This window comes from Amphibacillus jilinensis Y1 (assembly GCF_000306965.1).
Lineage (GTDB): Bacteria > Bacillota > Bacilli > Bacillales > Amphibacillaceae > Amphibacillus_C > Amphibacillus_C jilinensis.
Genome location: NZ_JH976436.1, coordinates 1 through 14,380, shown reverse-complemented (window position 1 = coordinate 14,380; position 14,380 = coordinate 1). Strand labels below are relative to the sequence as shown.

Here is a 14,380-nt window from a genome sequence, read left to right as displayed (position 1 = left end):
ACATGTACAATTATTAGTGAATATCATTATATTGTTAAAATTTACATAACCTTAACATTAAGTTCATGATTTTTTAAAATTGGCTCGATATACTAAAAATAGTCGAAATGATTAGCTGTCGGATTAATCATTCGTATTTCGGATACAGGAACAGTGATAGGTAGTATTAGTTTGCTTTTAGGAGGGGTTGGATGGATCAATCAATATTAATGGTTGCAAAGGAAAACGTTTTGCATGCGTCATTAAGAGAAGCATTTCATGCTTTAGGGTATGTTATATGGGAAACGGATCATATTGATGAAGCAGTTAGTTTAACAGATACACTTACGCTATCCGCTGTACTTATCGATTTAGACACGCCTATTGATGGATTAGAACTTTGTAAACGATTAAGACAAGTCCTGAAGCGTTGGGAACCTATTATTTTATTGTCATCGGATCATGATGAATTAAGCTGTACGCTAGGACTTGAACTTGGGGCAGACGACTATGTCCTAAAACCTTTTAGCATTAAAGAGCTTATTGCCCGTATTAAAGCCATTATGCGTCGAAGTGAGCAATGTTGTCGCTTTGATTACCCAACGATCCAAAGCCCACTGCCCAATCACCATATGGTAAATGGTGAACTTGTTATTGACTCAATAAATTATACTTTATATAAACATAATCAGTTGGTTGATTTAACACGAAAAGAGTTTGAGCTGCTTTATTATTTATTCACACACAAGGGTGAGGTCGTGACTAGAAAAGAACTATTGAAAGCATTATCAAGTGAATCAGACACGATTGATGATCGGATTATTGATGTATTTATTAGCCGATTAAGACAAAAGATAGAGCCGAAACGGAAAAATCCCATTTATATTAAAACAATTAGAGGCATAGGTTATTTATTGGTTGACTATAATAAATACTCACTTAATGAAACCTCTCAGATAAAAATTTTAAATTGATGGAAAAAAATACAGCTTGATAAAAGAACGTGTGTTCGTATAAAATGTGAACATAGTTGTTCTTTTTTTGTTGTTCAGAAATGATGATGGATCAGGGAGGTGGACAGATGGAACGCACCGTTTTTTTAGTTGATATGCAAGCTTTTTATGCCTCGGTAGAAAAGGTAAAACAGCCACACTTAATGAATAAACCTGTTATTGTTGCGGGTGATCCTAAACAAAGAAGTGGCATTGTACTAGCGGCTTGTCCGCTTGCAAAACAAGAAGGGGTAAAGACAGCGGAACCGATTTGGCAAGCACGTCGAAAATGCCCGACGCTTGAAATAATCACACCACATATGGAGCTTTACCTGACCCTGTCACTGGAGATCACAAAAATACTTGAGTATTTTTCTGACTTGGTAGAAGTATATTCTGTTGATGAACAATTTATAGATGTGACTGGTAGTTTACATCTATTTGGTTCTAAGCAAGCTATCGCCCAAGCGATTCGTGATGAAATTTTTGATGCTATTGGGGTGGAAGCAAGGGTTGGAATTGGACCTAATAAGGCGTTAGCCAAAATGGCGTGTGATCAGTTTGCCAAAAAGAATAAAACCGGGATTGCTGAGTTAAACCAAAGCAACATAAAAGCGTTACTCTGGCCACTCCCCGTTGATGCTTTATTTGGTGTTGGGCATCGGATGAATACTCATCTTGTTAAGATGGGCTTGCATACGGTTGGTAATTTAGCTTGTTATCCGGTTGATTGGTTAAAGAAGCGTTGGGGGATAAATGGCGAAGTACTCTGGCGCTTAGCAAATGGAATTGATCCAAGTCCAGTTGTTCCGAAGACACATCAAACCCAAAAAGCGATTGGGCATCATATGACTTTACCACACGATTATCAACGAGAAGCGGATATAAAAGTGGTGTTGCGTGAATTATCAGAGGAGGTTGCTAGACGAGTACGGCGTCAAGATTATTTAGGTATGACCGTATCTGTAAATCTTCAAAGTCACCGTTTTGGTAGTAAAGAAGGGTTTAATCGTCAACTTGCACTAACAGAGCCGACCCAATTAAGCTCGAAAATTTATCAAGCTGCTGTTATTCTCTTTAGCAGACATTGGGAGGGCTATCCAGTTAGAGGTATCGGTTTAACTTTATCAAAGCTTGTACCTAAATCAACGCAACAACTTTCGTTATTCGATGAGCCCCAAGCAGAGGAAGACCTTTCGAGAATAATGGATTTATTAAAAGAACGGTACGGTTTAACGGCTATAATGAAGGCATCATCATTACTAGATGCTGGTCAGGCTAAAGCGCGAGCAAACAAAATAGGTGGCCATAGTCGCTAAGAAAAATACGTCGTTTATCACAGCTAACCGTCCATAAAATACCGACTGATCGAGGTGGCACTTTTAAATAAATCATTTGATTACATGCATAGTGCTGTGGGAATCTAGTTGGAAAGCCCTCGCTGTGCAAACAATAGAAGGCAGTTGAGGCTCACTAGAAATATACAGGCTTATTGTACCTGAAACATCTATGAAAGAAAATAAGGTTTAGCTACACTAAAAAGGTGGAAAGGTAGAGTAACAACATGATTGGAGGTGGGAAATGATGTGGAAGGCTAAGTTTGAATGGCTTTTAACCGGGCTGACCCTACTCGTAACAACTTTACTTCTGTTTTCTTATCAACCAGAAAGTGGGGATCCTGCTTATGCCCATGCCTATAGTCAAAATGAACGCTTTCCGAAAGAGGAAATTACCTTTTCCACTTTCACTAAATTAGATGAGGGACAAACAGCTCCTGAATTGACAATGGAAACGATTAAAGAAAAGACTGAAGCATTTATTGACCATCTCGTACAAGAAACAGATGAAAATTATCGCGTGGTTAATTTTTCAACGAAAGCAGCACTTATTGAAGAATTCGAGGAGATAGCTACACAAGAGGTGGTTGCACCTTATATAGAATTTTATTATGATGAAAGAGACGAGGGTCTGTATATTGTTCCTACTGAATTACCGCCATGGTTCATATTTGAAGAGCCATATCAAAAAGAAGTCTTAGACGACGGTCTGATCAGGATAATACAAGAAAACGCATTAGAAATGTATGGAGACTATCGAATTGAAATGGTCTTTGCTTACGAAAAAGGCTGGAGAATTATTGATATTAACCATCCTCATATTGAGGGGGATGTGACAGACTCATCGGACATTATTTGAAGGTAGCGATCGTTATGTATGTTTTTCGAGATTATTATAATAATGAGGTCAAGCTTTCATTTGATGACCACCCCTTTTCTAAACATCCTAAACATGTGTTTATTATTTGTCACTACCGGGGACAATGGCTACTTACTAAGCATAAAACACGAGGCATGGAATTCCCTGGAGGTAAAGTAGAACCAGGGGAAACAGCCGAACAAGCAGCTATTCGAGAGGTGAAGGAAGAGACGGGTGCAACTGTTGAGTTGCTCAGTTATTTAGGCCAGTATTATGTGAGGGGTAAAGCGGATACCGTAATCAAAAATATTTACTATGCCGAAATTGCCGTTTTGAAACAGCAAAATAGTTATCATGAAACAGAAGGCCCTGTCCTATTAAAAAATTTACCCGGAAATTTGCCGACGAATAAATCATTTAGCTTTATTATGAAGGATGATATCGTTAGACTTAGTTTAAAAGAAATTATTAAACATCACGTCAGCTTTGAATAGAAAGCTGACGTGTCTTATTGTTTAAAGATACGCCTTCGTTAACGTAATTTCTTTAATAACCATTTTTCAAAATAAGCAACACCTTGATACATTAATGCTGCTAAAAAAGCAATTAAGACAAGACTATAAAGAACCAGTGTGAAATTAAAAACTTGGAAACCATAGACAATTAAATAGCCGAGGCCTTTGGATGCAACAAGAAATTCACCAACGATTACGCCAACCCAAGAAAGACCAACGTTTACTTTAAAGGTGGATATGATGGTCGGTAAAGAAGCAGGGAGAATCGCTTCTTTGAAATTTTGCCATTTGGAAGCACCAAAGCTTTGTAAAACTTTAATATAATTAGCATCAACTTCATGGAAACCGTTATAAACGACAAGCGCAGAGACGATCACACAAATAATCGCCCCCATTGTAATGATGGAGCTATAACCGGGTCCTAAAGCGACAATGATAATTGGACCTAATGCTACTTTTGGCAAGGCGTTGAAGACAACTAAATAGGGATCAACAATAGCTGAGAATCGTTTGGAATACCAAAGAAAAAAAGCCAAAATAATTCCTGCTATTGTTCCAATAAAAAAGCCAGCTAATGTTTCAAAAATAGTTATACGCATATGGAACCAGAGCGAACCATCAAGAAGGTAACGCACCATAAGATTTGCAACGCGTGAAGGCGAACTAAATATTAATGGATCAATCCAGTGCAGACGACTACTGACTTCCCAAAATAAGAAAAAACAAATGAAAATAATGAATTGTCCACACTTAATTAGTCGTTTTTCACGTGCCAATCGTTGTAGGTAAACATCATACGAGGGATGCGTCGTTTTCGGTATCAAGCTGATTCATCTCCTTCCAAATCTGATCAAATAATTGATGGTATTCTGGATGCTTTCGAGCTTCAATAGGTGAGAGGTTTCGAACGTGTTCAGGTACAGGTATGTGCAAGTGAATAGAACCAGGATTTGCCCGCATTAAGAAAATATCATCACTCATCGCAATCGCTTCTCCAATATCATGGGTGACTAAAAGCGATGTTTTTTGATAATCTTTTAACATAGCGCTCATAAAAGCTTCTAAAATAAGTTTGGTTTGAAAGTCTAATGCTGAAAAAGGTTCGTCAAGTAAAAGTAGTGCAGGATCAGTCATTAAGGTGCGAGCGAGTGCGACACGTTGCCTCATGCCACCAGATAATTGATCAGGATATTTATTAACAACATCAGTTAATCCAACTTTAGCTAATAATGCTTTAGCTTTATCGTAATCACCTGTTACCCATTCCCTACGGATTTTTGGACCAATACAAACATTGTCTAAAATCGTTTTCCAAGGAAATAAGTAATCCTGTTGGAGCATGTATCCAATTGAGATGTTATGCTGATCAATCGGTAAACCTTTTAACTTTATTGTCCCTTCTGTTGGGCTAATCAGTTGAGCGATAATTGATAGAAGAGTTGTTTTCCCACACCCGCTAGGACCTAATAAAGAAATAAAGTGCCCCTTTTCAACTTGGAATGAAATGTTATCAAGGGCATGTGTGCAATGTTTTTCATTAAAGTAATAGTGAGAAATAGATGCTAGCTCTAAATAACTCAACGGGCTTCCCTCCTCAATCTTTAATAACTTCTTCTGCAAAATCTGTATTAACTAAGTCTTGATAGTCAATGTCAGCGGGCAGTTCATCTGCTTGATCCATAATTACTTTTAAATGTTCCCACGCTGCTTCTTCTAGCAAAGGGGTGGTTGCATAGGCGTCTTGTGCCTGATAACGCTCAATGGAACTGGCAAGTAAAGCTTGATCGGTTTCAGTGAAAAAAGGTTGAACAATCTCGGCAATTTCGTTAGGATCAGCTGTGTTAACATATTGTTGTGCACGATATAAGGCTTTGGTGAACTTTAAAACAGCTTGATCATGGGTTTCTAAAAAGCTTTCTTTAGCCATAAAGACAGTGTAAGGTACTTGCCCTGAGGCTTCACCAAAAGAAGCGACAATATGTCCGACGCCATCTTCAACAAATTGACTTGCAGTAGGTTCGAACAACTGTACATAATCTCCCACGCCACTTAAGAACGAACTAGCAATGTTGGCAAAGTCAATATTTTGAATGAGTTCTAAGTCATCGTGTGGATCGATCCCGTGATCTCTTAATACAAACTCTCCCACCATTTGAGGCATTCCACCTTTACGCTGACCTAAAAATTCCTTATCGATTAAATCTGTAAAGGAAAAATCATCGTCTGGCTCACGTGAAACAAGAAAGGTACCATCTGTTTGAGTTAATTGGGCAAAGTTGATAACTGGATCATCTGTTTCTTGACTAGCAACATAAATAGAAGTCTCAGCCCCAACCAAACCAATATCGGAATTGTTCGATAATAGTGAAATCATTACCTTATCTCCACCAGCAATGGTTTGCAACTCCACCTCTAGACCTTCCTCTTCAAAATAGCCGAGTTCTAAGGCGACATATTGAGGAGCATAAAAAATACTTCGTGTTACTTCTGCAACGCGAATTTCTGTTAATGGTTGATCGTTGGAACAACTTATAAGTAAGGTGGGTATGACTAAAAGCATGGCGATGACACAGATTTTTTTCATTTTAATACTCCTTTTTCTCATACCGTTTTCTCCATCGTATGCAAAAATAAAGGGCTGTGTGTTTATAATAGTTAGGACTTATATTGACAACGGAGAAGGGTTTGGTTACGATAAAAAAACATAACATTAAGTTTAGCGAGGAAATATATGCATTCATCTTGATTAACTATTCGAGGAAGAGCGTAAGAAGGCATTCGTTTTTATAGCCAATGCTTCGCATGTTCTGTTATGATAAAGTTGAAAACAACTAAAATAAAAAAAGAATGGACACCTGTTTTGGTGGTTAGGAAAGGAGATTTGCTAACATGGTTGCAAATCGTCGATTATTTACTTCGGAGTCTGTAACTGAAGGACATCCAGATAAAATTAGTGATCAAATTTCAGATGCAATACTTGATGCAATTTTAACAAAAGATCCTATGGCTAGAGTGGCATGTGAAACAACGATCACGACAGGTCTAGTGCTTGTATCAGGAGAAATAACAACCTCAACCTATGTTGATATACCTAAAATTGTACGTCAAACGATTAAGGAAATTGGCTATACACGTGCTAAATACGGATTTGATTACGAAACGTGTGCGGTATTAACCGCAATAGATGAACAATCGCCCGATATTGCGGGGGGAGTAGATCAAGCTTTAGAAGCGCGTGAGGGCAAAATGAACGATGAAGCGATTGAAGCGATTGGGGCAGGAGATCAAGGTTTAATGTTCGGTTATGCTAATAATGAAACACCTGAATTGATGCCATTACCGATTTCCCTAGCACATAAATTATCGAAGCGGTTAGCCGATGTACGTAAAGACCAAACGGTTGATTACTTACGCCCAGATGGTAAGACACAAGTAACGGTTGAATACGATGAGAACAATAAACCTCTCCGTGTCGATACGATAGTCATTTCAACACAACACCATCCAGAAATCGAGCTAACGCGTATTCAGTCAGACTTGAAAAAACATGTGATTGAGCCGGTTGTCCCAGCGGAATTATTAGATGAGCAAACAAAATATTTTATTAATCCATCAGGACGTTTTGTTATCGGTGGGCCTCAAGGTGATGCTGGTTTGACAGGTCGGAAAATTATTGTTGATACTTATGGTGGCTATGCCCGTCATGGTGGTGGTGCGTTTAGTGGTAAGGATGCAACAAAAGTAGACCGTTCTGCATCTTATGCTGCGCGTTATGTCGCTAAGAACATTGTTGCTGCCGGATTATCATCAGCATGTGAGGTTCAATTGGCATATGCCATAGGGGTAGCTGAACCTGTCTCTATTTCAGTCGATACATTTGGAACAGGGAAAGTAAGTGAAGAAAAACTAGTAGAAGCAGTTCGTCATTTATTTGATTTGCGCCCAGCAGGTATCATTCAAATGTTGCAATTACGACAACCGATCTTTAAGTCAACCGCAGCCTATGGCCATTTTGGTCGTACAGATGTCACTTTCCCTTGGGAAAGAACAGATAAAGCAGATGCTTTAAATGCGTTTATTGATGCTTAACAATATATCTAACAGTGAATAAAATGGACCCTATAGATTGGACGCTAAAAAGTGTCTTCTATAGGGTCTATGTCTGTAATTAAGCGGGAATGGGGTACATCAACATTCTAGATAAGTTACTAAAGGAGCTGCTTATTTATGAAACAGATTATAAAAAAGAGTGTTAGCAGTATTAAATAACTGACTTAGTTAATTTTTTAAATTATCCATTTGAAGGAATTTGGTAAAAATAGTATAATTGAAGAAGGGGTTAATTTCCATTTATAACTGTAACAATCCAAAGAGAGAGGGAATTTAATGAAAAATGTTGAGAAACAAAAGATATATACTTATCTGTCCTTTCAGCCTTTAGTTGGTTTAAATGTATCAATAGCTTTGACATTCTACTTTTTCTTCATAGGTGTCCCTAGAAATTGGGGCGTTATACTTTATATTTTAGTTCCAACAATTACATTAACTTTAATTTACTTATTATCAAAAATCTTTCTTGGGGAAAGTGTAAGTATGACTAGTAGGACAAAGTTTTTATTTGTTATTTGGGCAGTTTCCCTAGTATTGTTTTTAGGTATGTTCTTGCTCTTTAAACCTAATTCGGATAATTTTTTTGGATATTAAAAAGATTTTGTTAACACAAGCAAAAGGAATTATTGAAGAAAGTGGTAAAGACGATTATTATTTAATGTATAATATAAGCCTACTTTGAGTTTTTTTATTGTGATAAGCGGATAATTTAGTCAAATTAGACTAAATCCGTTGTTCATGGCTATAATGATTAAAAACAATCCTTAAATGTGTAGGTGTGGTGAATATGAAAAGTAGTATGTACCAAACAGCTCCAAGGCTTGTAAAGACGGTATTTAAGGATATCTTACCAGTTGTAAGACAGGAGCTTATCTATTGGCGTGCTAAGGCGTCTGCTATTCCTAATCAAGAATTGCGTGAACAAGCATTAGCTAGTATTGATGCGAAATCGTTTCATTGTCAAGGCGGTAGTGTTTATGGTGTTTTATCGGGAGCAAGGTGGAAGGAAGCGGTGACTTTCATCGTGGCGTATCAAACGATTAGTGACTACTTAGATAATTTATGTGACCGCAGTGGTTCCTTTAACGCAAATGATTTTCGAGCACTACATCAAGCGATGCGAGATGCGGTTACATTATCAGAATCGACAAATTCATATTATCAATTTCATGAATTCAAAGATGATGGGGGTTACTTAACAGAGCTTGTTGAGGTATGTCAAGCACATTTAGCGATGCTTAGTCAGTATTCAGTTATGAAAAAATATTTAATTGAATTAGTTGATTTATATATCGATTTACAAGTACATAAACATGTCGAGCAATCTCAACGCGTTGGCAGGTTAAAGAAAATGCATGAACAATCCAATTATGCGACGTTAAGTTGGTATGAATATAGCGCAGCAACAGGATCAACACTAGGCATATTTTGTATGGTTTCTTACGCTTTTCACGGTAAATTAGAAGAACAAGAATTACAGTATATTTATCATGGTTACTTCCCATATTTACAAGGTCTCCATATCCTTCTCGATTATCTGATTGATCAAAATGAAGATAGACAAGAAGGAGACCTAAACTTTTGCGCTTACTATCCTAGTGTAGATAAATTGGAGCAACGCTTTCTTTATTTTATTGAACAGACCAGAAATACCATAAAGAAGCTATGCGATCAAAAGTTTCACCGCTTTATTTATCAAGGATTAATAGGTTTATACTTAGCTGATCCAAAAATTGATCAGGTATGGGATGGTAAACGTGTCAAGCGCCGACTCTTAAGAGCTGGGGGAATGCGATCTATTTTTTTCTATTATTCAATAAAATGGTATAAACGATTTAAAAACAAGCCGATTATGGAGCACTAGCTCAATCGGCTTGTTTTTTCTCAAGGGCAAGAACAAAAGGTGGGTGGTTTTTTTGATTAATAAAGCCATATTGAAGCACATTAAATTGCTTTTGATCATAATGTTTTAGATGGTCAAGTAATGCTTCTTTTTCAGATTGACCCCCGGAATGACCATAATAGACTACGCAAACAATTATCCCCCCAACTTTTAACCGGCAGGCTATTTTGTCTATAGCTGAAATCGTGCTTGTTGGTTTTGTAATAATTGTTTTATCACTGCCGGGCAAATAACCAAGGTTAAAGATCGCTCCAGCTAGTTGCTGGTCGGCTCGGTCATCTAAATAATGATCGACATATTGATGGCTATCATGGATAAGTTCAACGTTATTAAGTTGATTTTCTTCTAGTAATCTTTTGGTATTAGTAATGGCCTCTGCTTGAATATCAAAAGCATAAACAACCCCATTAGGACCAGTGGCTTGGCTAAGCATGACGGTGTCATGACCGTTACCACAAGTAGCGTCAATGACTATCTCGCCAGGTTGTATCACTTGCTGAATTAATTCATGAGCGTAAGGAATGACGCGCTTTAACATGATAGTACCTTAGCGTGTCTATCAAACAACTTTCCCTGATAGCTGTTACGTGTCTCAAGTTCGGCATCAATAGCGTTTAATACTTCCCATTTGCTCATGCTCCACATCGGCCCAATTAATAAATCAGGTGGTCCATCACCCGTGATGCGGTGAACGATCATGTCTTGAGGCAAAATTTCCAACTGATCGACCACGAGCTTAATATATTGATCGCGTGTCATAAATTTAAGCATGCCTCTTTCATACTGCTTGACCATCGGTGTTCCTTTTAGAAGATGCATCATGTGAATTTTTATTCCTTGGACATCCATTTCACTGACTGCTTTAGCTGTATCCATCATCATTTGATAATCTTCACCAGGCAAGCCATTAATAATGTGTGTACAAACATTAATGTTATGTTTGCGTAATTTTTCAACCCCATCAAGATAGCACTGCATATCATGTGCACGATTGATTAAATCAGAAGTGCTTTGGTGCATCGTTTGCAACCCGAGTTCTACCCAAAGGTAAGTTCGCTCGTTTAGCTCTGCTAAGTATTCGATGACATCATCTGGGAGGCAGTCGGGGCGGGTTCCGATAGATAGACCGATAACATTATCTTGTTTTAAAATGGTTTCATATTTTTCTCTTAACTCAGCTACAGGTGCATGGGTATTCGTATATGCTTGAAAATAGCCAATATACTTGGCATTAGGCCATTTACTGTGCATACGGTCTTTCACTTCATTAAATTGCTTTTCTAGATCATCGGCACGGTCCCCGGCAAAGTCCCCACTTCCAGCAGCCGAACAGAACGTACAGCCACCATAAGCAACCGTACCATCACGGTTTGGGCAATCAAATCCACCATCTAATGCCACTTTAAAGATTTTTTCACCAAAACGATTTTTCAGATGATAGTTTAAAGAATGGTATCGCTTTTGATCATATGAATACGGAAATGGATTTTTCATAAATGAGAACCCCTTTATCCTAATTTGATTTAAATTACTTTGAATATTTTATCACAATAAGAGGGGAGAAGCACGAAGTCATTTGAAAAGTATTTTGAGGATCAGCTTGACAAAAGCCTCTAGTTTCCTTACAATACGATTACAATAATAAGGAACGACAATGAGAAGGATTAGTAGTAAAATGGTCAAGCCATAGAGAAATAACGGTTGCTGAAAGTTATTCTTGACCTTTACGAACTCACCTTTGAGGTTGCGATTGTGAATCATAGTAGTGATCGCCGTATTCTGCGTTAAAGAAACAAAGTGAACGTTGTACGACGTTAATTTTGGGTGGTACCGCGGGAAAAGCTCTCGTCCCATTATGGGATGTAGTGCTTTTTTTATTTCCAGAACACACGTTTCCATTTGTCGTTGTCGATAGAATTAAGGAGGATGTAAGATGTCATTTGATCATAGAAAAATAGAAAAAAAATGGCGTGATTATTGGTTAACCAATAAAACGTTTAAGACAAATACAAAGACGGATAAGAAAAAGTTTTACGCATTAGATATGTTTCCTTATCCATCTGGTTCTGGGCTTCATGTTGGACATCCAGAAGGTTATACCGCAACAGATATTCTGTCGAGAATGAAACGAATGCAAGGTTATGAAGTGCTTCATCCGATGGGGTGGGATGCTTTTGGGTTGCCAGCAGAACAATATGCACTGGATACAGGTAATGACCCTGCCGTATTCACTGCTAAAAATATTGATACATTTAGACGGCAAATTCAAGAACTAGGTTTTTCATATGATTGGGACAGAGAAGTGAATACAACAGATCCTAACTATTATAAGTGGACACAGTGGATATTCCTAAAGCTTTATGAAAAGGGACTGGCTTATGTTGATGAAGTGCCGGTGAACTGGTGTCCAGCTTTAGGAACGGTGTTAGCAAATGAAGAAGTAATTGATGGTGTAAGTGAGCGTGGGGGCCACCCAGTTGAACGAAAGCCAATGAAGCAGTGGATGCTTAAAATTACTGCATATGCAGATCGCTTATTAGATGACCTAGAAGAACTGGATTGGCCAGAAAGCATTAAGGATATGCAGCGTAATTGGATCGGTCGATCAGAAGGTGCTGAAGTGACCTTTGACATTGCGGATCATCAAGCTACTTTTAAGGTGTTTACAACGCGACCTGATACATTATTTGGTGCTACTTATGCTGTGTTAGCACCTGAACATCCGTTGGTTGATAAAGTGGTTACAGCAGAGCAAAAGAGTGCAGTGAGTCATTATTTGAATCAGGTAAAAACAAAGAGTGATTTAGAACGGACGGATTTAGCTAAAGATAAGACAGGTGTTTTCTCAGGTGCTTATGCAGTGAATCCGATCAATGATAAAAAAATTCCGATTTGGATTGCTGATTATGTTTTAATGTCATATGGATCTGGTGCAATTATGGCCGTACCTGCCCATGATCAACGTGATTATGAATTCGCACAAAAATTTAATCTTGATATCATTCCAGTGCTAGAAGGTGGCGACATCGAAACTGAGGCATTTACTGGTGATGGTAAACATATTAATTCTGAGTTCTTAAATGATTTAAATAAAGATGAAGCTATTATAAAGGCAATCGATTGGCTTGAAAAACACAATAAAGGTGAGAAAAAGGTAACGTATCGTTTGCGTGATTGGCTTTTCAGTCGCCAACGCTATTGGGGTGAACCGATTCCGGTTATTCACTGGGAAGATGGCACGACGACAGGAGTAGATGAAAGTCAACTACCACTTGTGCTGCCAAAGACAACAGAAATAAAACCTTCTGGAACAGGTGAATCACCACTTGCTAATATTGAAGATTGGGTTCACGTGACTGATCCCGAAACGGGCAAGAAGGGCCGTCGTGAAACAAATACCATGCCACAATGGGCAGGAAGTTGTTGGTACTTCTTACGTTTCATTGATCCCGACAATAGTGAAAAACTTGCTGATTATGACCAGTTAAACAAATGGTTGCCAGTAGATGTTTATATTGGCGGAGCAGAACATGCTGTTTTACACTTATTATATGCGCGTTTTTGGCATAAGTTTTTATATGATATTGGTGTGGTACCTACAAAGGAACCATTTATGAAGCTCTTTAATCAAGGAATGATTTTAGGCGAAAACAATGAAAAGATGAGTAAGTCGAAGGGTAATGTTGTTAACCCAGATGAAATCCTTGCTAGTCATGGTGCAGATACACTTCGTTTATATGAAATGTTCATGGGCCCACTAGATGCTTCAATTGCTTGGTCAGAAGGTGGACTTGACGGAGCACGTCGCTTCCTTGATCGTGTTTGGCGTCTATATGTATCAGATCAGTCGCAGCAGTTGACAACGAAAATTGTGTCTGAGGTGGAGGACGATCACCTTGAAAAAGTTTACCATGAAACAGTTAAGCGTGTCACAGAGAATTTTGAAGAGTTGAAATTTAATACGGCAATCTCTCAGATGATGGTCTTTATTAATGAAGCATATAAAGCTAATGAAATAGATAGAACGTATGCAGAAGGTTTTGTAAAGTTACTTTCACCGGTAGCTCCTCACTTAGCTGAAGAGCTTTGGAGTGAATTAGGTAAAGATGAGACAATCGCGTATCAATCTTGGCCTGAATTTGATGAAACGAAGTTAGTGGAAGACGAAGTTGAGATTGTGATTCAAATTCTTGGTAAGAATAGAGCGAAAATGTTGGTGGCAAAGACTGCTACTAAGGATGAACTTGAGGAGCTAGCATTAGCAAATGAAATTATTCAAGAAAAAATTGCTGGTAAAACGGTTCGGAAAGTGATTGTTGTTCCAGGTAAATTAGTTAATATTGTAGCCAACTAATAACTTTATTAAGGTTCGGGGTATAGATTCAATATATTCCGAACTTTTTTTGTATTATTAAATGTATAGCGCGATAACTTGGTTTTATTTTTTTGCAATAATATAATAAGTGAAAGGAATAAACGAATTTATTTAGTCTTTATCTTTTAATTAAATTATTCTTGACTTTTGTGTGAAATCCTATTAATATTAGGAACGCACTATTTTTAAATATATCTGGTTGTTGTGGTAGCTTTGAAGCTGTTGACAACAACGGGGGTGTATGGTATTATTATATTGCTGTCTCAAATGTGACAGTGATTTTTGATCTTTGAAAACTGAACAAAACAAC

13 protein-coding genes and 1 other annotated feature are annotated in these 14,380 nt (G+C 37.8%); of the genes, 8 read left to right on the top strand and 5 right to left on the bottom strand.

Going from position 1 to position 14,380, the window contains the following annotated elements; all coding sequences use genetic code 11:
- Positions 1 to 191: 191 nt before the first annotated feature.
- From B494_RS0110330 to ytkD, 4 genes are all read left to right on the top strand, one after another.
- Entirely contained in the window at positions 192 to 953 is a 762-nt protein-coding gene (locus B494_RS0110330; protein WP_017472322.1) for a response regulator transcription factor, read from the top strand.
- 107 nt (positions 954 to 1,060) lie between these two features.
- The gene (locus tag B494_RS0110325) at positions 1,061 to 2,290 is read left to right on the top strand and encodes a DNA polymerase IV (RefSeq protein WP_017472321.1); all 1,230 of its coding nucleotides are present in this window, start codon (positions 1,061 to 1,063) and stop codon (positions 2,288 to 2,290) included.
- Between the two features lie 265 nt (positions 2,291 to 2,555).
- Entirely contained in the window at positions 2,556 to 3,167 is a 612-nt protein-coding gene (locus B494_RS19235) for a hypothetical protein (protein ID WP_144032218.1), read from the top strand.
- Positions 3,168 to 3,181: 14 nt separating this feature from the next.
- On the top strand, positions 3,182 to 3,661 hold the full coding sequence (ytkD, locus tag B494_RS0110315) for an RNA deprotection pyrophosphohydrolase (RefSeq protein ID WP_026065222.1): 480 nt from the start codon (positions 3,182 to 3,184) through the stop codon (positions 3,659 to 3,661).
- 38 nt (positions 3,662 to 3,699) lie between these two features.
- Here ytkD and B494_RS0110310 read toward each other — a convergent pair whose 3' ends face one another.
- From B494_RS0110310 to B494_RS0110300, 3 genes are read right to left on the bottom strand one after another with little or no spacing between them, the layout of a single operon-like run.
- Positions 3,700 to 4,506, bottom strand: coding sequence for an ABC transporter permease (locus tag B494_RS0110310; protein ID WP_017472318.1), 807 nt, complete (start codon positions 4,504 to 4,506; stop codon positions 3,700 to 3,702).
- Positions 4,475 to 5,263 (bottom strand): ABC transporter ATP-binding protein, encoded by a 789-nt coding sequence (locus B494_RS0110305; protein ID WP_017472317.1) that lies wholly within the window; start codon positions 5,261 to 5,263, stop codon positions 4,475 to 4,477. Before B494_RS0110305 ends, B494_RS0110310 begins: the two co-directional genes overlap by 32 nt.
- 13 nt (positions 5,264 to 5,276) lie before the next feature.
- The gene (locus B494_RS0110300) at positions 5,277 to 6,266 is read right to left on the bottom strand and encodes an ABC transporter substrate-binding protein (protein ID WP_017472316.1); all 990 of its coding nucleotides are present in this window, start codon (positions 6,264 to 6,266) and stop codon (positions 5,277 to 5,279) included.
- Positions 6,267 to 6,571: 305 nt separating this feature from the next.
- Here B494_RS0110300 and metK point away from each other — a divergent pair, with 305 nt between their 5' ends.
- From metK to B494_RS0110280, 3 genes are all read left to right on the top strand, one after another.
- Positions 6,572 to 7,771, top strand: a complete 1,200-nt coding sequence (gene metK / locus B494_RS0110295) for a methionine adenosyltransferase (protein WP_017472315.1) — start codon at positions 6,572 to 6,574, stop codon at positions 7,769 to 7,771.
- Between the two features lie 297 nt (positions 7,772 to 8,068).
- The gene (locus B494_RS0110290; protein ID WP_017472314.1) at positions 8,069 to 8,386 is read left to right on the top strand and encodes a hypothetical protein; all 318 of its coding nucleotides are present in this window, start codon (positions 8,069 to 8,071) and stop codon (positions 8,384 to 8,386) included.
- A 193-nt stretch (positions 8,387 to 8,579) separates the two neighbouring features.
- Positions 8,580 to 9,656: a tetraprenyl-beta-curcumene synthase family protein gene (locus B494_RS0110280; RefSeq protein ID WP_017472313.1), complete on the top strand. Its 1,077-nt coding sequence runs from the start codon at positions 8,580 to 8,582 to the stop codon at positions 9,654 to 9,656.
- 1 nt (position 9,657) lies between these two features.
- Here B494_RS0110280 and mnmM read toward each other — a convergent pair whose 3' ends face one another.
- Both mnmM and mnmL read right to left on the bottom strand, forming a co-directional pair.
- Positions 9,658 to 10,233 (bottom strand): tRNA 5-(aminomethyl)-2-thiouridylate-methyltransferase MnmM, encoded by a 576-nt coding sequence (gene mnmM, locus B494_RS0110275; protein ID WP_017472312.1) that lies wholly within the window; start codon positions 10,231 to 10,233, stop codon positions 9,658 to 9,660.
- Positions 10,227 to 11,189, bottom strand: a complete 963-nt coding sequence (mnmL, locus tag B494_RS0110270) for a tRNA modification radical SAM protein MnmL/YtqA (RefSeq protein WP_017472311.1) — start codon at positions 11,187 to 11,189, stop codon at positions 10,227 to 10,229. Before mnmL ends, mnmM begins: the two co-directional genes overlap by 7 nt.
- Positions 11,190 to 11,340: 151 nt before the next feature.
- Positions 11,341 to 11,551, top strand: a binding site (T-box leader).
- A gap of 77 nt (positions 11,552 to 11,628) precedes the next feature.
- On the opposite strand from mnmL, the gene leuS reads away from it, so the two are divergent.
- The gene (gene leuS / locus B494_RS0110265; RefSeq protein ID WP_017472310.1) at positions 11,629 to 14,049 is read left to right on the top strand and encodes a leucine--tRNA ligase; all 2,421 of its coding nucleotides are present in this window, start codon (positions 11,629 to 11,631) and stop codon (positions 14,047 to 14,049) included.
- The last annotated feature ends 331 nt before the right edge of the window (positions 14,050 to 14,380 follow it).